This is a genomic window from Tropicimonas sp. TH_r6, from assembly GCF_033101155.1.
Taxonomy (GTDB): domain Bacteria; phylum Pseudomonadota; class Alphaproteobacteria; order Rhodobacterales; family Rhodobacteraceae; genus Tropicimonas.
In genome coordinates this window covers 19,376-38,952 of record NZ_JAWMPX010000002.1, presented here as the reverse complement: position 1 = coordinate 38,952, position 19,577 = coordinate 19,376, and the positions used below count along the sequence as shown (strand labels likewise).

17 protein-coding genes are annotated in these 19,577 nt (G+C 62.9%); 8 read left to right on the top strand and 9 right to left on the bottom strand.

Annotated features, from left to right (window positions below; genetic code table 11):
- The first annotated feature begins 26 nt into the window (after positions 1-26).
- Both R3X27_RS02365 and R3X27_RS02360 read left to right on the top strand, forming a co-directional pair.
- Positions 27-1,037, top strand: a complete 1,011-nt coding sequence (locus tag R3X27_RS02365) for a branched-chain amino acid ABC transporter permease (protein WP_317707220.1) — start codon at positions 27-29, stop codon at positions 1,035-1,037.
- Entirely contained in the window at positions 1,034-2,329 is a 1,296-nt protein-coding gene (locus tag R3X27_RS02360) for a branched-chain amino acid ABC transporter permease (RefSeq protein ID WP_317707219.1), read from the top strand. Before R3X27_RS02365 ends, R3X27_RS02360 begins: the two co-directional genes overlap by 4 nt.
- A 224-nt stretch (positions 2,330-2,553) precedes the next feature.
- Here R3X27_RS02360 and tsf read toward each other — a convergent pair whose 3' ends face one another.
- Positions 2,554-3,426, bottom strand: a complete 873-nt coding sequence (gene tsf, locus R3X27_RS02355) for a translation elongation factor Ts (protein ID WP_317707218.1) — start codon at positions 3,424-3,426, stop codon at positions 2,554-2,556.
- Positions 3,427-3,517: 91 nt separating this feature from the next.
- Positions 3,518-4,345 carry a 30S ribosomal protein S2 gene (gene rpsB, locus R3X27_RS02350; RefSeq protein ID WP_317707217.1) on the bottom strand — a complete coding sequence of 276 codons (828 nt, stop codon included), beginning with the start codon at positions 4,343-4,345 and terminating at the stop codon, positions 3,518-3,520.
- Positions 4,346-4,565: 220 nt separating this feature from the next.
- On the opposite strand from rpsB, the gene R3X27_RS02345 reads away from it, so the two are divergent.
- From R3X27_RS02345 to R3X27_RS02330, 4 genes are all read left to right on the top strand, one after another.
- Positions 4,566-4,901 (top strand): cupin domain-containing protein, encoded by a 336-nt coding sequence (locus tag R3X27_RS02345; RefSeq protein ID WP_317707216.1) that lies wholly within the window; start codon positions 4,566-4,568, stop codon positions 4,899-4,901.
- A gap of 287 nt (positions 4,902-5,188) precedes the next feature.
- Positions 5,189-6,241 carry a UDP-glucose--hexose-1-phosphate uridylyltransferase gene (locus R3X27_RS02340; protein ID WP_317707215.1) on the top strand — a complete coding sequence of 351 codons (1,053 nt, stop codon included), beginning with the start codon at positions 5,189-5,191 and terminating at the stop codon, positions 6,239-6,241.
- A complete protein-coding gene (galK, locus tag R3X27_RS02335; RefSeq protein ID WP_317707214.1) occupies positions 6,238-7,338 on the top strand; it encodes a galactokinase in 1,101 nt (366 codons plus the stop codon). The genes R3X27_RS02340 and galK overlap by 4 nt, the downstream gene beginning before the upstream one ends.
- Positions 7,339-7,968: 630 nt before the next feature.
- Complete coding sequence (locus tag R3X27_RS02330) at positions 7,969-8,811, top strand: SDR family NAD(P)-dependent oxidoreductase (protein WP_317707213.1); 843 nt, start codon at positions 7,969-7,971, stop codon at positions 8,809-8,811.
- Positions 8,812-9,010: 199 nt separating this feature from the next.
- Here R3X27_RS02330 and R3X27_RS02325 read toward each other — a convergent pair whose 3' ends face one another.
- The 5 genes from R3X27_RS02325 to R3X27_RS02305 all read right to left on the bottom strand — a co-directional run bounded on the left by R3X27_RS02325 (position 9,011) and on the right by R3X27_RS02305 (position 14,945).
- Positions 9,011-9,133, bottom strand: a complete 123-nt coding sequence (locus R3X27_RS02325) for a hypothetical protein (RefSeq protein ID WP_317707212.1) — start codon at positions 9,131-9,133, stop codon at positions 9,011-9,013.
- A 114-nt stretch (positions 9,134-9,247) separates the two neighbouring features.
- A complete protein-coding gene (gene recG, locus R3X27_RS02320; protein ID WP_317707211.1) occupies positions 9,248-11,338 on the bottom strand; it encodes an ATP-dependent DNA helicase RecG in 2,091 nt (696 codons plus the stop codon).
- A complete protein-coding gene (ligA, locus tag R3X27_RS02315) occupies positions 11,335-13,527 on the bottom strand; it encodes an NAD-dependent DNA ligase LigA (protein ID WP_317707210.1) in 2,193 nt (730 codons plus the stop codon). The genes recG and ligA overlap by 4 nt, the downstream gene beginning before the upstream one ends.
- A gap of 292 nt (positions 13,528-13,819) precedes the next feature.
- The gene (gene ctrA / locus R3X27_RS02310; protein WP_317707209.1) at positions 13,820-14,533 is read right to left on the bottom strand and encodes a response regulator transcription factor CtrA; all 714 of its coding nucleotides are present in this window, start codon (positions 14,531-14,533) and stop codon (positions 13,820-13,822) included.
- A 127-nt stretch (positions 14,534-14,660) separates the two neighbouring features.
- Entirely contained in the window at positions 14,661-14,945 is a 285-nt protein-coding gene (locus R3X27_RS02305; protein ID WP_317707208.1) for a DUF1153 domain-containing protein, read from the bottom strand.
- 297 nt (positions 14,946-15,242) lie between these two features.
- On the opposite strand from R3X27_RS02305, the gene mnmA reads away from it, so the two are divergent.
- Together mnmA and R3X27_RS02295 are read left to right on the top strand one after the other, a co-directional pair.
- The gene (gene mnmA / locus R3X27_RS02300) at positions 15,243-16,385 is read left to right on the top strand and encodes a tRNA 2-thiouridine(34) synthase MnmA (RefSeq protein WP_317707207.1); all 1,143 of its coding nucleotides are present in this window, start codon (positions 15,243-15,245) and stop codon (positions 16,383-16,385) included.
- 90 nt (positions 16,386-16,475) lie between these two features.
- Positions 16,476-17,552 carry an FAD-dependent oxidoreductase gene (locus R3X27_RS02295; RefSeq protein WP_317707206.1) on the top strand — a complete coding sequence of 359 codons (1,077 nt, stop codon included), beginning with the start codon at positions 16,476-16,478 and terminating at the stop codon, positions 17,550-17,552.
- 39 nt (positions 17,553-17,591) lie between these two features.
- On the opposite strand, the gene lpxB is transcribed toward R3X27_RS02295, so the two are convergent.
- Both lpxB and R3X27_RS02285 read right to left on the bottom strand, forming a co-directional pair.
- Entirely contained in the window at positions 17,592-18,761 is a 1,170-nt protein-coding gene (lpxB, locus tag R3X27_RS02290; RefSeq protein WP_317707205.1) for a lipid-A-disaccharide synthase, read from the bottom strand.
- Between the two features lies 1 nt (position 18,762).
- Positions 18,763-19,569, bottom strand: coding sequence for an LpxI family protein (locus R3X27_RS02285; RefSeq protein WP_317707204.1), 807 nt, complete (start codon positions 19,567-19,569; stop codon positions 18,763-18,765).
- Positions 19,570-19,577: the final 8 nt, after the last annotated feature.

The following is a 19,577-nucleotide window of genomic DNA, read 5'->3' as shown; positions in this document are numbered from 1 at the left end:
CTCCTCCATGAGCAAGGTGAACTGACATGGACCTTCTCAACGCCTTCGTGGCGCTCTCCAACTATGTGCTGATCCCGGCACTCTCCTATGGCAGCCAGCTCGCGCTCGGCGCGCTTGGGGTCACGCTGATTTACGGTATCCTGCGGTTTTCCAACTTCGCCCATGGCGACACGATGGCCTTCGGCGCGATGGTGACGATCCTCGTCACCTGGCTGATGCAGGCCATTGGCATTTCGATTCATCCGCTGCCAACCGCCCTCCTCGCCCTGCCCTTCGGCATCGCCGCCACGGCGCTGATGATGCTGGCCACCGACAGGTGGATCTATCAGTTTTACCGCGAGCAGAAAGCCAAGCCGATCATCCTCGTCATGGCCTCGCTCGGCGTCATGTTCGTGCTGAACGGCGTCGTCCGGGTCATCATCGGCCCCGGCGAACAGCGCTTCAATGACGGTGAGCGTTTCATCATCAAGGCGCGGGATTTCAAGGAGATGACCGGTCTTTCCGAAGGGCTGGCCTTCCGAAGCTCGCAAGGAATCACCATCGTCGTCACGGTCATCGCGGTCATCGCGCTGTTCTGGTTCCTCAACCGGACCCGCACCGGCAAGTCGATGCGCGCCTATTCGGACAATGAGGACCTCGCGCTGCTCTCCGGCATCAACCCGGAGAAGGTCGTCCGCGTGACCTGGATCCTCGCCGCGATCCTCGCAACCACGGCGGGCGTCCTCTACGGGCTCGACAAGGCCTTCAAACCCTTCACCTATTTCCAGCTCCTGCTGCCGATCTTCGCCTCCGCCATTGTCGGCGGCCTCGGCAACCCGCTCGGCGCGATTGCCGGCGGCTATATCATCGCCTTCTCGGAAGTGACGCTGACCTATGCCTGGAAGAAGGTGCTGACCCACGCCCTGCCCGAAAGCATGGCGCCGGACAGCCTCGTCCAGCTCCTCTCGACCGACTATAAATATGCGGTTTCCTTCACCATTCTCGTCATTGTGCTGATCTTCAAGCCAACGGGCCTCTTCAAGGGGAAATCGGTATGAACCGGAACGCACTTCTCTTCGGCGGCGTCGCCCTGCTCTATATCCTGACCGGCTTCTTCCAGAGCTGGAACACGGCGCTGGCGATCTTCAACATGGGGCTGATCTCGGCCGTCATGGCGCTCGGGGTCAATATCCAGTGGGGCTATGCCGGGCTGTTCAATGTCGGCGTGATGGGCTTTGTCGCACTTGGCGGGCTGGCCACGGTTCTGGTCGCCATGCCGCCGGTGCCGGAAGCGTGGTCCGCGGGCGGGCTGCGCATGATCGGCGCGCTGATCGTTGGCGCGGGCACCGTCGCGGGCGGGATTCTGCTCTTCCGACGGATGGCGCCGGGAAAAGCACGCGGACTTGCGGCTCTCGCGGTCTTCGCCGTCGGTTTCCTCGCCTACAGGGCGCTGTTCGATCCCGCGCGGGACGCGATCGAAGCCGTGAACCCGGCCCTTGTCGGCTATCTTGGCGGAGCGAACCTGCCGATCCTGCTGGCCTGGCCCGCCGGCGCGCTGCTGGCGGCGGGCGCGGCCTGGCTCATCGGCAAGACCGCTCTTGGCCTTCGTTCGGACTATCTCGCCATTGCCACGCTGGGCATTGCCGAGATCATCATCGCGGTGATGAAGAACGAGGATTGGATGGCACGCGGCGTCAAGAACGTCGTCGGCCTGCCGCGCCCGGTTCCCTATGAGGTGGACCTGCAAGACAGCGCGAGCTTTGTCGAAACGGCGGCCTGGTGGGGGCTCGACCCCGCAACCGCGTCGACGATCTGGGTCAAGCTGCTCTATGGATGCCTCTTCGCAGTCGTGCTGCTGCTGATGATCTGGTTGACGCAGATGGCGCTGAACTCGCCCTGGGGGCGGATGATGCGCGCCATTCGCGACAACGAGACGGCGGCCGAGGCGATGGGCAAGGATGTTACCAGGCGGCATTTGCAGATCTTCGTCATTGGCTCTGCGATCTGCGGCATGGCCGGCGCGATGATGACGACGCTGGACGGGCAGCTCACGCCGGGCACCTACCAGCCACTCCGCTTCACCTTCCTGATCTGGGTGATGGTGATCGTCGGCGGCTCCGGCAACAACTGGGGCTCGGTGCTGGGCGGCTTCCTGATCTGGTGGCTCTGGATCCAGGTTGAGCCAATTGGCAGCGCGATCATGAACGTGATCACCCTGCCCCTGCCCGACGATTCCGGCCTGAAGCTGCATCTGCTGGATTCGGTGCAGCATATCCGGCTGCTGACAATGGGGGTCGTGCTGTTGCTGGTGTTGCGGTTCAGTCCACGCGGGTTGATCCCGGAGAAATAGCGGTCAGCGACCCTCGCGAAGCACCCGTTCCGATTTCGGAGCGGGTGTTTTTTTTCTTGCCAACGGCCGTGCCGAGCCGGAAAGCGGATGATCGCGCACGGCGCAGAAAGCCATGCCAGCGTCAGCCCGACCCGAGCCCGTCCCGAAATGCAAAACGCCCGCGCTCTCGGCGCGGGCGTTCCGTTTTTCTCAGGACCGAAGGACCAAAGCCCTCCGAACCGAAATCACTTCTGCATCGAGGCGACTTCGGCAGCGAAGTCTTCTTCTTTCTTCTCGATGCCATCGCCGACTTCCATCCGCACGAAGGTGGTGATCTCGGCGCCGGCTTCCTTGGCGGCTTCGCCAACGGTCAGGTCCGGGTTCACGACGAAGGCCTGGCCGAGCAGGGTCACTTCGGACATGAACTTCTTCATGCGACCGATGATCATCTTCTCGATCACCTGCTCCGGCTTGCCGGATTCGCGGGCGATGTCCATCTGGACCTGCTTCTCATGCTCGACCACGGACGAGTCCAGGTCGGCTTCCGAGAGCGAGGCCGGGTTGGACGCGGCGATATGCATCGCGACCTGCTTGCCAAACGCTTCGTCGCCGCCCTTCAGGGCCACGAGAACGCCGATCTTGCCAAGGCCCGGGGCCGCAGCGTTGTGCATATAGGACGCGACCACCTCACCTTCGACGGCAGCCATGCGACGCAGCGACATGTTCTCGCCGATGGTGGCGATCTTGTCGGTCAGGACCTCGGAGACGGTCTTTCCGTCCAGCGGAGCCGCGGCCAGCGCCTCGACATCGGACACGCCCAGAGCGGCGGTCGCAATGGCGGAGACCATTTCCTGGAACTCGGCATTCTTGCCGACGAAATCGGTCTCGGAGTTCACTTCGACGACGACGCCCTTGCCGCCTTCGACCTGCATGCCGATCAGGCCTTCCGCGGCAACGCGATCGGACTTCTTGGCAGCCTTGGCCAGACCCTTGGTGCGCAGCCAGTCAACGGCGGCTTCCATGTCGCCTTCAACTTCGGTCAGCGCCTTCTTGGCGTCCATCATGCCTGCGCCGGTCATGTCGCGCAGTTCTTTCACCAGTTTCGCGGTGATCGCCATCTCTTGGCTCTCCTCGATTGGGGGTCGTGTTGCGGCAGGCAATCGCCCGCCGCACATGTCAATACCGTGATAGTTTCACGGGATCCGGAACTCAGGACTCGGCCGGAGTTTCCTCTTCGGCCGGAGCCGCAGCTTCAACCGGTGCCTCGGCTTCAGCAGCGGGAGCTTCTTCGAGAACCTCCTCGACGAAGCCTTCTTCCATCTCACCGATGTCGTAGCCGGCAGCGTCCATCTGAGCGGACATGCCGTCTAGGGCCGCACGGGCGACGAGATCGCAATAGAGCGCGATGGCGCGGGCCGCGTCATCATTGCCCGGGATCACGAAATCAACGCCGGCGGGGGAAGCGTTGGTGTCGACAACGGCGACGACCGGGATGCCGAGCTTCTTGGCTTCGGCGATGGCCAGGTCTTCCTTGTTGACGTCGATCACAAAGAGAAGGTCCGGAACACCGCCCATCTCGCGGATGCCGCCCAGCGAAGCGGTCAGCTTCGTCTGGTCGCGCTCCATGTGCAGGCGCTCTTTCTTGGTGAGGCCCTCGGCGCCCATCGCCATCTGCTCGTCAATCGACTTCAGACGCTGGATCGACTGGGAGACGGTCTTCCAGTTGGTCAGCGTGCCGCCCAGCCAGCGGTGGTTCATGTAATACTGTGCGCAACGCTCGGCGGCGTCGGCAATCGGCTTCTGCGCCTGGCGCTTGGTGCCGACGAAGAGGATCCGGCCACCCTTGGCGACGGTGTCGCGCACGGCCACGAGGGCCTGCTCGAGCATCGGCAAGGTCTGAGTGAGGTCCATGATATGGATGCCATTACGGTCACCATAGATATACTCGCCCATGCGGGGATTCCACCGCTGGGTCTGGTGGCCGAAATGTACGCCAGCTTCGAGCAGCTGACGGAGAGTGAAGTCAGGAAGCGCCATCTTGTGTCCTTTCCGGTTTCGCGTCCTCGGCGGGGTCATAAACGGGCTCTCGCCCAACCGGCGGACCGAACGAGGATGTCTCCCCCGATGGCCCAGGCCCCGCCTGTGAAGTGCGTCGCGCTTAGACCATCGCGCGCAGGGGTACAACCCCCAGCCCCGGGAATCTGGCGCAGACACGCAAAAACCTGCTAGGAGCAGCCCTGAAACAAGGAGGTTACCCATGCAACTGCCCGATTTTCTGATGGCCCTGCCCGCGCTTGACGTTCCCTTCCCCGAAGATGTGGTCGAGAGCCGCGCCATGCGGACGGAGGACGCGCTTCTCGTCTTTTTCATTTTTCACAAGGATTTCGAACTGCCGCTGCATGCGCACAAGGCGCAATGGGGCACCGTCCTGCAAGGCCGGATCGACCTGACCATCGCGGGCGATACGCAGGCTTACGGCCCAGGCCAAGTCTACAACATCCCCAGCGGCGTGGAGCATGGCGGCAAGATCACCGCCGGAACCATCGTGATCGACGTGTTCGAGGAATCGGATCGCTACCCGCTCAAGACGTAGGGCGTATGGGCGGCGGGCGCGCCCGCCGCATTCCATTAGTTTCGTTATTAGTTTATTAGCTCTTTGATTTTTATAGCCTGCGCCAATCAGACATCGCCGGAATGGAACGGTTTTACTTGCTGGAATCTCCCTGCTGTGCTACCGGATTTTCAACCCGGACGCGGTTTCGACTGGAGGAGAGCCTGCGCGGCAGACGACAGATCCGCCCCCAGCTGCACCCGTAACCGAAGAAATTCGAACAAGAACACACTGCTTCCGCGCCGCTTTCAGGCAGAAGGACACTCCAGATGGCCTCCGATTCCGTCTCCACCGACGCCCCCCACCGCCGCTACAATCCGCTCAAGGGTGAATGGGTGCTGGTTTCGCCGCATCGCAACAAGCGCCCCTGGTCCGGACAGCAGGAGAAGCCGTCCCGGGCCGAGAAGCCATCATTCGACCCCGGCTGTTACCTCTGCCCCGGCAATACCCGCAACAACGGCGTGGTGAACGACAGCTACACGGGCCCGTGGGTCTTTCCTAACGACTTCCCGGCGCTGCTGGAAGACAGCCCCGAGGGCGGCACGACCGGCGACCCGCTCTTTCGCGCCGCCAATGTGCGCGGCACGGCCCGCGTCATGTGTTTCTCCGAGCGCCATGACCTGACCCTGCCCGAGCTCCCCGTCACCGAGATCCGCAAAGTGGTCGATGTCTGGGCCGAACAGATCGAGGATCTGGGCGCGAAATACGACTGGGTGGCGCTGTTCGAGAACAAGGGGGCTGTGATGGGCTGCTCGCAGCCACACCCCCATGGCCAGATCTGGGCCTCCGATTTCCTGCCCAATAAGGTCACCCGCGAAGACGAGTGCCAGAAGCGACACCTGACCGAGACCGGCAATGTGCTTCTCGTCGAATATGCCGCCTCCGAAGCCGCAAAGCAGGAGCGGATCGTGGTCGAGAATGACGACTGGCTCGCCGTGGTCCCCTGGTGGGCGGTCTGGCCTTTCGAAACCATCGTCTTGCCACGCCGCCACGTGCTCCGCCTGCCCGATCTCACCGATGGCGAGCGCAATGGGCTGGCCGACCTGCTCAAGCGGCTCTGCACCCGTTATGACAATCTCTTCGAGACAGAATTCCCCTATACGATGGGCTGGCATGGCGCCCCCACCCGCGAAGGCCGTTGGGATCACTGGCAGTTGCACGCGCATTTCTACCCGCCGCTGCTGCGCTCGGCGACAGTGCGCAAATTCATGGTCGGTTATGAAATGCTCTCCGAAGCACAGCGCGATTTGACGGCGGAACAGGCCGCCGAGCGTCTGCGCGGCCTCTCGGACATCCACTACAAGCAAGGAGCCGCGTCGTGAGCGAGACAGAGCTGGCAACCCGCGTCGCCGCTGCCTTCCAGGCGCATTTCGGCGAGCAGCCGGAGGTCGCGACCTCGGCCCCTGGTCGCGTGAACTTGCTGGGAGAACATACTGATTATAATGGCGGATTCGTCCTCCCCATGGCGCTGCGCGGGCTCGGTGTTGCGATCGCAATGGGGCGCGGACCGGCCCCCGGCGTGATCGAGGCCTATTCCGACACATTCCACGATGCCGAGACCCGCAACATCGCCGATGGCAAGGAAGGTCGCTGGTCGGACTACGTTCTGGGCTGCCTGAAGGCGGTGGCGACAGAGGATGTCGTCGAGACCGGCTTGCGCATCGCGTTGATCACCACCCTGCCAATGGGCGCGGGTCTCTCCAGCTCCGCCGCACTGGAAGTCGCTTCCCTGCGCGCCGTCACAGAGCTCTACGGCAAGGAAATGACGCCGGAAGAAATCGCCATCCAGGCCCGCGCGGTCGAGAATGATTTCGTCGGCATGCCCTGCGGGATCATGGACCAGTTCGCCTCCTCCGTTGGCGAGCCGGGCAATGCGCTATTTCTCAACACCCGCACGCTAGAGCATAGCCCCGCCCCCTCGCCCGAGGGCGCCCGTTTCATCATCGTCCATTCCGGCGTCAGTCACCAACTCACCGAAGACGGCTATGCCACCCGAGTCGCCGAGTGCAACGCCGCCTGCGAGGCGCTCGGGGTCGAATTGCTGAGCGATCTTGGGCCCGACGACCTGCCGCGGCTCGACACGATCGACGACCTTCTCGCCCGTCGCACCCGGCACATCATTACCGACAATCAACGGGTGCTGGACGGGCTCACCGCGCTCAAAGCTGGCGACGTCGATGGTTTCGGGAAATTGATGGTTTCCAGTCACGCCTCGCAACGCGACGATTACGAGATCACCGTGCCGGAGACGGATGCGCTGGTAGACGCCGCACTCGCGGCCGGCGCGCTCGGCGCCCGGCAGACCGGTGGCGGCTTCGGTGGCTCCATCGTCATCCTGGCGGCCACAGACAAGATCGAAGCAATCGGCGCTGCGCTGGTCGATGCCTTCCCCAAGGCACGCGTTCTGGCCGTGACCTGACGAAACGGTCTCGCCCGGAACCCGAATTTTAGCGCCCTTGCGCGAGGCGTATGGGGACCGGACGAGGCTCCCCAATCTCCGGTCGGGCGGTCAATCGCCCCTTTCGAGGCCCGCTTTTCCTGGAATTGGCTGGAAGAACGGCTACCCGGGTTTTCATGTCGCTGCGAAATGGTCCCGCGATACCTGAAGCGCTTTTTGGGCACAGCGGCCCCTTCCTGTGGCTTCAAACGCTCTGTCGGCTACCGTTCTTCCTCCTGCCCGCCGGGTCGATCCAGCGCCGTCATGCAGTCCTCGAGAGCAACGCCCGCGATTGCACCCACTCGCGGAGAGACGGTCATCCGCGACCGTGATTCCGAGCCAATCAGCGCTCAACACCGATACCGTTTACGGCTCACCGCCTCCGAGTTCGACTCGGACACACGTCTTTGCAATTATTTGATTTCTCATAACCCTTCCCTCAGCCCCCCCCCAATTCCAACGGCTCCGCCCGCGACCATCCGACGACCACGCAAAGGCGTCTTTGCCATTGCACCTGGATCCCGTGACGCTGCATGCTTTCTTCGGACCGGTGCCGTCCGAAACGATCGCTCCAACCGGCCCGCCCAACAGCACATTAAGAAGGAAAGCATCATGTCGGATCCCGTCCTCCAGTCTGGGTCTGTGGCCGTCGTTACGGGCGCCGCCGCCGGCATCGGACTTGCCATCGCAGAGCAATTCGCAGCGCTCGGCATGCGCGTCGTCGCCGTCGATATCCGCGCCGACCGGCTGGAGGCCGCCGCAGAGACGCTCCGCGCGGCCGGCGCCGCTGACGTTCTCACCCGCGCCCTCGACATTCGCGACAGCGCCGCCCTTGCGCGCCTTGAAGCGGATGTCGCGGAGGCTTTTGGCGGGACTGACATTCTCATCAACAATGCCGGCATCCAACCCGGCAGCGCCATGTTCGGTCCGGAGGAGGCGTGGCGCGCTGTCATCGAGACCAATCTCTGGGGCGTCATCAATGGCACGCGCGCTTTCCTGCCCAACATGATCGCGCGCGGTCGGCCCGGTCTCGTCATCAATACCGGCTCCAAGCAGGGCATTACGACCCCGCCGGGCGACCCGGCCTATAACGTCGCCAAGGCCGGCGTGAAGGCCTATACTGAAGCGCTGGCCCACGAGTTGCGGTCTGGCGAGGGGGCCCATCTGAGCGCGCATCTGCTGATCCCCGGCTTCGTCTTCACCGAGCTGAACGCGAATGGCCGGACCGAGAAACCCGATGATGCCTGGACGCCAAACCAGATGGCCGCCTTCATGATGGACCGGCTGCGGGCGCGCGACTTCTACATTCTCTGCCCGGACAACGACGTTTCCCGAGAGCTGGACGAGAAGCGTATGGCCTGGGCGATGGGCGATGTTATCGAAAACCGTCCGGCGTTGTCACGCTGGCATCCCGACTATGCCGAGGCCTTCGCCACCTATATCAAGGGCGAGTAACGTCTTTTCCCACATAAAAAAACCGCCGCACATCCGGGCAGGATGGCGGCGGCAAAGTCGCGAATCTGGCGGGCCGGCAGGCTGGGGGCAGAGGCGCACCCCGAGGCCGTTTGGGGACAGGCGGAAAGCCAGGCGTTACATCGCGTTGGGGACGAGGATGAACGCCGCCGGGCAGCAGATCGCAGGCAGAAACTTCAAATCAGACGAGTGCGGGCAGGTGCAGGCCAGCCATGAGGATGATCGCCAACGCGGCGGCGCCAAGCGCATCCGGCAGCAGGGTTGCTTCGCAACGGGCGATGGTGGTCTTCAGAGTCTGGAACATCGGGGCAAGTCCTGTTGTCTGTCGCGGCTCGTTTGTTGCACCTTTGTTCTCATGCCGACGGACAAAAGTAAAGAACTTTTTAAGAACATTTGCGAACGAACGAGAACAAACGCCTTAACCGACTGAAATCAGACGGATTGCCTTGTCCTGCTCCATTAACCATAGAAGAACACGGACCGCCGCACCGCGCGGTGTTTCGAGGCTCGGATCCTCGGCGAGCAGCCGTCGCGCATCTTGCTGCGCGACCTGCATCAGACCGGCCTGCCGCTCCATATCCGCAATGCGGAATTTCGGCAGGCCCGATTGCGCCGTCCCGATCAGGTCCCCTGCCCCTCGCATCGCCAGGTCTTCTTCGGCAATTCGGAACCCATCCTCGGTTTCGCGCAGGATCTCCAGCCGCCGCCGCGCGCCCTCTCCCAGCGGCGCGCGATACATCAGCAAACAAGTCGAGGCGGCCGAGCCGCGCCCCACCCGGCCACGCAGCTGATGCAACTGCGCCAACCCGAAGCTTTCGGCCTGTTCGATCACCATGATCGAGGCGTTGGGCACGTTCACCCCGACCTCGATCACCGTCGTCGCAACCAGCACCGCCGTCTCCCCGGCAACGAAGCGGGCCATGGCCGCGTCTTTCTCCGCCGGTGCCATCTGGCCATGAACCAGTCCAACACTCCCCTCGCCAAGCGCGGCGCGCAGATGTCGGAAGCGTTCCTCGGCCGCCGTCATGTCGACGACCTCGCTCTCCTCGACCAGCGGGCAGACCCAATATGCCTGCCGCTCGTCGGCAACGGCGCGTTTCAGATGCTCGACAACCTCCTCGATCCGTCCGGACGACACCAGCGCGGTTTTTACCGGCATCCGCCCCGGCGGCTTCTCATCGAGGATGGAGAGATCCATGTCTCCATATTGCGCCAGCGACAAGCTGCGCGGAATGGGCGTCGCTGTCATGACAAGCACGTCGACCGCGAGCCCCTTGGCCCCAAGTTCCATCCGCTGCGCCACTCCGAACCGGTGCTGCTCGTCGATGACGGAAAGACGAAGATCATGAAATTCCACGTCTTTCTGGAAGACAGCATGGGTGCCGACCAGGATATGGATATCGCCCCTTGCCAGGGCTTCCAGCTTGGCCCGCCGCTCCGCGCCCTTGTCACGTCCGGTCAAAACTTCCAGCACCACGCCCGCGCTTTCCGCCAACGGCCGGATCGAGTCGAGATGCTGCCGGGCCAGAATCTCGGTCGGGGCCATCATGACGCCCTGCCCGCCCGCCTCCACAGCGACCAGCAGCGCCATCACCGCAACCAGCGTTTTTCCCGCGCCGACATCGCCCTGAAGCAGCCGCGACATCCGCTTCTCGCCGGCCATATCCGCTGCGATTTCGGAAATCGCGCGCTCCTGCGCCCCGGTTGGCCGATAGGGCAGCGCGTCGAGCACCCTGCTCTGCAGACGCCCGGTCGCAACCGAGGATCGCCCCTTGCCGCGTCGCTCGATCTGCCGCGCCAGCGCCAGCGTCACCTGATGCGCAAAAAGTTCATCGTAGGCCAACCGGCGCCGCGCATCGGAATCGACCGAAATATCCTTGTTTCCAGACGGGGCATGCGCTGCCGTCATCGCCTCCAGCCAGCTTGGCCAGCTCTCGCGCGCCACAAGCCCCGGATCGCTCCACTCCGCAAGCTCTGGCGCTCGGCTCAAGGCTCCACGCACCGCCTTGGACATGGTCTTCTGCGTCACGCCGGAGGTCAGCGGATAAACCGGTTCGAAAGCCGGGATTTCATCGGCTTCCTCGGGCCGCAGGATATGGTCTGGATGCGTCATCTGCGCGACGCCATCAAACAGCTCGATCTTGCCAGAGACGACCCGGCGCTGCCCGGTCGGGAGCTGTTTCTGGAGATAATCGGGATGCGCATGGAAAAAAACCAGCTGGAAACTCGTTTGCGCATCCTCGACCACGACCCGATAGGGTCCGCCCCGCCGACTCGGCGCGCGATGCTGGCCGACCAGCACTTCGACGCTCGCCGTCATCGGCAAATCCAGCCCCTGGACGCTCGGAACCAAACGACGGTCCACACCAGAATGCGGCAGAGTAAAAATCAGGTCGCGCGGACGCAGCACATCCATCTGCCCGAGATTGCGCGCAACTTTAGGACCGACACCTTCCAGAGTCTCCAGGTCCGCAAAGAGCGGAAAGAGGATCGGAGGGCGGCCGCTCATGCCTGCCCGATCAGCTCGAGCCAGCCATCCTCATCCAGAATTTCGATGCCCAATTCTCCGGCCTTTTTCGCCTTGGAACCGGCCCCCGGCCCCGCGACGAGCAGGTCCGTCTTCTTCGAAACCGACCCTGAGACCTTGGCCCCGAGCGCCTCGGCCCGCGCCTTTGCTTCAGCACGGGTCATCTTCTCCAGCGTGCCAGTGAAGACGACCGTCTTCCCAGCAACCGGACTGCCCGCACTCGCCGGGGCCGCAACATCCTCAATTGTCAGCCGGTCCGCCAAGTCATCGATCATTGCGCGTTCCGCCGGCTGCGCTATCGAGGTCAGCAGGGACTGGACCAATGTTTCGCCGATCCCGTCCACCGAGAGCAGCTCCGACCAGTTCGGGCTCTCGGAAAGCAATGCCTTGCGCGCCTTCGCATCCGTCGCCGCCATCGCAGGTTCCCCGGCAGCGTCATTCAACACCGTTTTCAACGCATCCCAGCTGCCGAAATGGCGCGCAAGCGTCGCGGCCGCAACCTCGCCCAGATGCCGAATTCCAAGTGCGAAGAGGAATCTGTTCAGTGGGATATGCCGTTTCTCGTCAATCGCTTGAAAGAGCTTTTTCGCCGACTTGTCGCCCCATCCCTCGCGGTTCTGCAGCTGCTGCAAGCCCGATCCATAACTCTTTTCGAGATCAAAGATTTCGGCCGGGGTCCGGATCCACCCGTCCTGGTAAAATGCTTCGACCTGTTTCGCACCCAAACCTTCGATGTCAAAGGCGGCGCGCGAGACGAAGTGCTTCAGCTTTTCAACCGCCTGAGCTGCACAGATCATCCCGCCGGAGCAACGGCGGACGGAATCGCCTTCCTCCCGGATTGCCTCAGAGCCGCAAACAGGGCAGTGCCGGGGAAACTCGTAGGGCACCGCGCTCTGAACGCGCTTGGAAAGGTCGACATCTGCGATTTTCGGGATCACATCGCCTGCGCGATAGACCTGCACCCAGTCGCCAACGCGAATATCCCGTCCTTCGCGAATTTCCCCGCCGGAGTTGTCGCGCCCAGAGATGTAGTCCTCATTGTGGAGCGTTGCGTTCGACACCACGACCCCGCCGACAGTGACCGGTTTCAACCGCGCAACGGGGCTGAGTGCGCCGGTTCGACCGACCTGGATGTCGATCCCTTCGAGACGTGTCCACGCGAGCTCGGCCGGAAATTTATGTGCGATCGCCCAACGCGGAGTCGTCGAGCGGAAACCGAGGCGCGTCTGGAAAGATAGATCGTCGACCTTGTAGACCACGCCGTCGATATCATATCCGAGCGTAGCCCGCTGTGCCTCGATCTTTCGATACTGCGCAAGAAGCGCCTCAGCTGAATCGCAACGACGGGTCAACGGGTTGGTTTTGAAACCGAATTCGGCCAGGCGCGTGATCGCATCGAATTGGGTTTCGGCAAGCGGTTCGGAAAGCTCGCCCCAGGCATAGGCGAAGAAGCGCAGCGGTCGAGCGCGGGTGATGGCGGCGTCGAGTTGGCGCAACGAGCCGGCGGCCGCATTGCGGGGATTGGCAAAGGTCTTTCCAATTCGCTTGCCTCCGTCGCCTTCCGCTTCGGCGAGGATGCGCGCATTGAGCGCGTTGAAATCGGCATGGCTCATATAGACTTCGCCACGAACTTCGAAAATCTCCGGAGCGCCCTCGATGACCCGAGGGATGTCTGCGATCATGCGGGCATTCCCGGTGACATTCTCGCCCTGGCTCCCATCGCCTCGGGTCGCTGCCTGGATCAATTTCCCGGATTCGTAGCGCAAGGACAAAGAGAGCCCATCGATTTTCGGTTCTGCCGTATAGGCGATGATTTCCGTCTCCGAGAGACCCAGGAAATTACGGATCGTTCGATCAAACTCGGCGACATCGGACTCCGCGAACGCATTGCTGAGCGACAGCATCCGTACGGCATGGGTGACTTTTTCGAACCCGTCTGCCGGCGCTGCTCCGACCTGGCGGCTTGGCGAATCTGCCCGGACAAGAGCTGGGAATAGCTCTTCGATCGCCGCATTGCGTCGCTTAAGCGCGTCAAAATCCGCATCACTCATCACAGGGGCATCGTCGGTGTGATAGGCGCTGTTTGCGGCAGCCAACGCGTCGGCCAGCCGGGCCAGTTCAACCGCTGCTTGCTCGGCGTCCAATTGATCGACCGCTATCGTCCTCGTCACGGCATCCTCCCTCTCGCAGGTTCCCGAGTGATACGGGGGGCGCCGGCCAAGAACCAGTCTTTCGCGCGGAAATCTCGGTTCTGTCGCAGCGACACCCTCTCAGCACGGACATGGCAGAGAACCGCGACGGCGCGTCCATTCGCACAGGTCTACATGAAAAGTCGAAACAAAAAGAAGGCGGCCATGTCACCATGAGCCGCCCCGAGATACACTGCCTTGAGGGAAATCTCTGATCCCTGGCCGACCGAAATTGCCAGCCAGGGGTCATCGTGAGTGGTACGTATTGTTGAGCTCAGGCGCCCACCGCCACGCGACGGTCGACCGAATCTGCTTCCGGATCGCGCAGCACATAGCCGCGGCCCCAGACGGTTTCGATATAGTTATCGCCGCCGGTTGCTTGGCTCAGTTTCTTGCGGAGTTTACAGATGAAGACGTCGATGATCTTCAGTTCCGGTTCATCCATGCCGCCATAAAGATGGTTCAGGAACATCTCCTTGGTCAGGGTTGTCCCCTTGCGAAGGCTCAGAAGCTCCAGCATCTGGTACTCCTTGCCGGTCAGGTGCACGCCTTTTGAGTCTACTTCGACGGTCTTGGCATCAAGGTTGACGATAACCTTGCCAGTCCGAATCACCGACTGCGCATGGCCCTTGGAGCGGCGAATGATGGCGTGGATCCGGGCGACAAGCTCTTCGCGATGGAATGGCTTGGTAAGATAATCGTCGGCACCAAAGCCGAACCCCTTGATCTTGTTGTCTGTATCGTCAGCACCCGAAAGGATCAGAGTTGGCGTTTCAATCCGCGCAAGCCGAAGCTGACGCAGGACCTCATGACCCGTCATATCCGGCAGACCGAGATCCAACAGGATAAGATCGTAGTCATAGAGCTTCGCCAGATCGATTGCCTCTTCCCCAAGATCGGTCGAGTAAACGTTCAGATTTGCATGAGTGAGCATCATCTCGATGCTTTTGGCAGTAGCCGGATCGTCTTCGACGAGCAGGACGCGCATTTTTCTTTCTCCGCTTCAATCCCTCGTTGACATTAACATGACCCCAATTGGTTAACCCGTGATTACCGAATATGGATCATGTTGCTTTCAATCAAGGGTTGCACATCCGAGGAAATGGTTAACCTCACTATTTTTGGGGAGTACGGAACTCCTGAAGACGCGTTGTCTTCAGCGCCGCCTCGCCATGGCAAGCCACTGCGCTCGCCCAGCTTTCGAACTCTTCTTCGGAGAGTTCGTAACGCTTGCGCGCCTCTTCCACCGTGATCAATCCGCCGCGTACGGCCTTCACAACGGCGGCCTTGCGACTTGCAACCCAGCGTCGTGTTTCGCTGGAGGGCAGATCGGCCCGGGTCATGATGGTTCCATCCGGCAGGGTCACGGCGCGCGGGCCGTCTATTTTCTTGATGAACATGTCTCGCACCTACTGGAAGCTGTCGTTTCAAAGGTTTACGGAAGCTCGACGAAGACCCGTTCTTTGGTCCCCGGAGCCTTCGCTCCTCGCCGCCGTCTTGAGCACATGCTGTGCAATAGCGGTGCAAAATCGGTTAAGCGCTCCACTTCGAAAAACGCCTAAATACTTCCAATCCTCGGCTTTTTCGGGTTGCCGAAACGCCATGCTGAAACCTTGCCTTGACAGTTTCACCCGGGATCGCCATCTGCTCCTTTCTACCTCAAGGCCCTCAGCGCCCGTGCAATCTCCTGGTTCAATATGGCACTCGATCAGAATATACCGTTGAATTCTCTTGGTTTTCCCAAGCCACCAAGCGAAACGCGCGTGGTCGTGGCGATGTCGGGGGGCGTCGATTCGTCGGTTGTTGCCGCCGAGCTCGCGAGCGAAGGTTATGATGTCGTCGGTGTGACATTGCAGCTTTACGATCATGGAGCCGCCTTGGCAAAAAAAGGCGCCTGCTGCGCGGGAATCGACATTCATGACGCCCGCCGCGTCGCAGAAGACATGGGGTTTCCGCATTATGTCCTCGATTACGAGAACATTTTTCGCGAAACCGTAATCGACGAGTTCGCCGATTCCTACCTGGCCGGCGCAACGCCCGTGCCTTGCATTCGTTGCAATGAGCGGGTGAAATTCAAGGACCTGCTGGGAACAGCGCGCGATCTTGACGCCGATTGCATGGCAACGGGGCATTACATCCAGCGCAAACTGGGCCCGCATGGTCCGGAACTGCATGCGGGCGCGGATCCGCGCCGCGACCAGTCCTATTTCCTGTTTTCGACCACCCCGGAACAGCTTGATTTCCTGCGCTTTCCGCTGGGGCACCTTGCCAGCAAGGATGAAACGCGGGCGTTGGCGGCGAAACATGGGCTCATGGTCGCAGACAAGCCGGACAGCCAGGACATCTGTTTCGTTCCGGACGGGAATTACGCTTCCGTTATCGAAAAACTGCGCCCGGGCGCGGGCGAGCCGGGCGAGATCGTGCATCTCGACGGTCGCGTACTGGCACAACATGAAGGCGTCATTCACTACACGATCGGGCAGCGACGCGGGCTTGGCATCGGCGGGCTCTCGGAGCCGCTCTACGTCGTGAAGCTCGATCCGGACGCGCGACAGGTCGTTGTCGGTCCGAAAGAGGCGCTATCGACACGGATCGTGCCTGTGCGCGAAGTCAACTGGCTGGGCGACGAACCGTTGCAGAGCCGGACGGAATGGCCGCTCTCGGTCAAGGTGCGTTCCACACGGCCGCCGCGCGAGGCGCTCCTGCGGCCGACCGGCCCCGATACAGGCGAGGTCGAGTTGTTCACTGCGGAGGAAGGTGTTTCTCCGGGTCAGGCTTGCGTGTTCTACGAAACCGAGGGAACGCGGATCCTTGGTGGCGGCTGGATCTGGCGCGGCTGACACCGCCCTGCCCGCGCTCCCCCTCGACAAATGGCGGCGAGGGCCTCACACATTTCATCGACAACAGGTTAACGCGTGGCAGGAGACAGCATGGCGGGACGGGTCATTATCGTGGGCGGCGGCTATGTAGGCAGTGAACTGGCACGGGCGCTGGATAACTTTGCCGATGTGACATTGGTCGAGCAGCGCGAGAGCTTCTGCCATGTGCCGGTATTGATTCGGGCCGTGGTGGATCCGGACTATGTCGAGAAGGCGATGTTCCGCTATGACTCGCTGCTGAACCGTGGGCGGGTTGTGCGGGGCCGCGTGGCTTCCGTCGATGGCGGGGGCGTGACCCTGGAAGATGGAACACGACTCGAGGCGGAGGCCATCGTCGTGGCAACCGGATCGCGCCACAGTGCTGCGTTCAAACCGGAAGGCAGTTCGGTCGAGAGCGTGAGGACGGCCAATCTGGCGCTTGGCAAGGCCGTGGCGGCGGCGCGGCATGTCGCGGTGGTCGGCGGTGGCGCGCTCGGGGTGGAACTCGCCGGAGAGATCCGCGCGGCCCGGCCGGCAACGCAGGTGACACTCATTTCGCCCGGCCCACTGCTTGAGGGCTACGAAGCGCGGCTTGGCAAGGCGTTGGCGCGCAAACTGAAGCTCCTCGGCGCAGAGTTGGTACAAGGACGCGTGCTGGACCTGAGTTCGAGCCAGGAGGCCTTCGCGGGGCCGCTGCGGCTGGAGGATGGCCGCGAGATCGACGCCGATCTCGTCATCCCCGCGGTCGGGTCGACGCCGGACACATCATTGCTCGAGTCGCTCGACGGGTTTCACACGGGCCCGAACGGGCGCGCAGCCTGCGATAGCTGGATGCGGCCATCCGATCTGCCCAACGTCTTCGCCGCCGGAGATGCGGCGGACAACGGCGACCCGATGACCATTGTCGGCGCCTCGCGGCAGGTGCTCTGGCTCACCCGCGCTGTCCGCACCGTGTTGTCGGGCAAGGACCTGGATCGCAGCCCGGTCTACCATCCCTGGGTTCGGCCGCCGTTGCTGGTGCCGCTTGGACCCCAAATCGGCAATTCCATCCTGCCCGTTGTGGGGATGTTCGGGAACGCGACCACGCGGATGGTCAAGGGGCGCGACCTCTTTCTTCCGAAATACCGCAAGATGTTTCGCATCACGTAACGGCCCGGGCCGTCTCGCTGAACGCTGCTCTGCCGGGCCTTAACCGGACCTGTGCAACCCATCGAGCACGGCGCGGGCCGCGCGCAGACCGGGCGCTTCCGTGCCGCGACCGAGCCGCTCCATGGTCAGGCGCATGGCATCCTCCTGCCCTTCCGGCGATCGTATCAACTCGAGAAGCGCCGGCGCGATTCTGTCCGGGCGGCAAGCCTCACCGATGAATTCCGGCACGGCGCGGGTTTCGGAGACGAGATTGACCAGCGTGAAGGTCTCGACCAGCATCATGCGGGAGACGATCTCGCGGGTAAGCCAGTTCGCGTCGTAGGCGATCACCATCGGCGTATTGGCGGCGGCAAGCTCAAGCGAGACGGTGCCCGACGCGGCCAGTGCGACATCGGCGGCGGCAAAGGCGGCACGTTTCTCCGCTGCAGCCGCTTCCGGAGACCGGCCACGCGGGTCTAGCAGGATCGGTTGGCCGGGCCAGTCGCGCAGCGCGGCCTGCATCGCATCCGCCTTTGCGGAAACGGTGGGGACGACGACCCGCGCCTCAGGGCATTCCGCGAGGACCACCTCAAGGGTTTCACCAAAGACCGGCGCAAGACGCTTGATCTCGCCGCCGCGCGAGCCGGGCAGCGCGAGAACAAGCGGCACGTCCGGTGCGATGGCGAAGGTCTCGCGAAAGCGGGTCGCGTCTTCGGCCGTGGCCTGTGTCTCTGCCACCACCGGGTGACCGACGAAATCGCAGCGCATCCCGGCCTTTTCCATATAGGGCGGCTCGAAGGGCAGCAGCGCGAGCACCTGATCGATGCTTGGCGCCATCTTTTCCGCGCGTCCCGGACGCCAGGCCCAGACCGTCGGCGCAACGTAATGGACCGTCCGAAGGCCCGGGACGCGCTTGCGGATCTCTTTCGCGAGTCGGATGTTGAAGGCCGGCAGGTCGATGGTAATCAGCACATCGGGCGCAAAATCCACCGCCTCCGTCACTGTCTGGAACAGCCGGCGGCGTATATGGAGATATTTCGGCAGGATCTCGACGATCCCCATCAGCGACAACTCGGAGATCGGGAACAGGCTCTCCATCCCCTGCGCCTGCATCTGCTCTCCGCCGATTCCGTGAAAGCTGACATTCGGCGCCAGCGCCGTCAGGCCCGCCATCAGCGCGGCGCCCAGCTTGTCGCCCGAGGGCTCGCCCGCGACGATGAAGACCCGCATCTCAGCCCCCTTTCGGCCGCACCCAAAGGAAGAGCCCGACCTCGTCGGCGATGCGGATCGTGGTGTCGGGATCCAGCAACATCACGCCGCCCGCCTCGATCACCACGCCCTTGAGGCCCGCAATCGACGCCGCGCGCATCGTGTCCGGACCAATGGCCGGAAGGTCGACCCGACGATCCTGCCCCGGCTTCGGCGCCTTGAAGAGCAGACCGCCTTCCGGCAACCCGTCACGGGCGCGCGCCAGCGAAGTCAGCATCCAGTCGGTCCCCGGCATTGCCTCGATGGCCAGCGCCTGGCGTCGAGCCACAACGCAGGACTGCCCGACATCGGCCGCGCCCATGGCCGCGACGATCTCCTCGCCGCGCTCGGCATCGGCGCGGTCCTTCCGATCCGGTCGCAGCTCTGTCAGCACGCCAGCGGCCGGCAGCAGCTCGGGCAGGATCTCATGTGCGCCGCGCACGGCCATGCCATTCTCCTCGAAAAGCGCGATCACCTCGCGCAGCGCCCCATCATCGCCGCGCCGCAACCCCCGCACAAGCCGCGGCAGCAGCAGCAGGGTCGCAAAATCAAGCCGGGACAGGCGCAGCTTCGGACGGGTAATACCACCTGCCATGCAGATCTCGCTGACCCCGGCGGATTTCAAACGCCGGGCCAGCCCGCCCAGCCCTTCCAGGGAGAAGGTCACGTCCGGCGCAACCCGCCCCTCCGCCTCGGCATAGCCGCAGACCAGCACCTCCCGGTCGGCGGCGCGCAGCCCCTCGACCAGCATCTCCGGCAGGCGCCCGCGCCCGGCGATCAGGGCCAGCACGCGCGGCC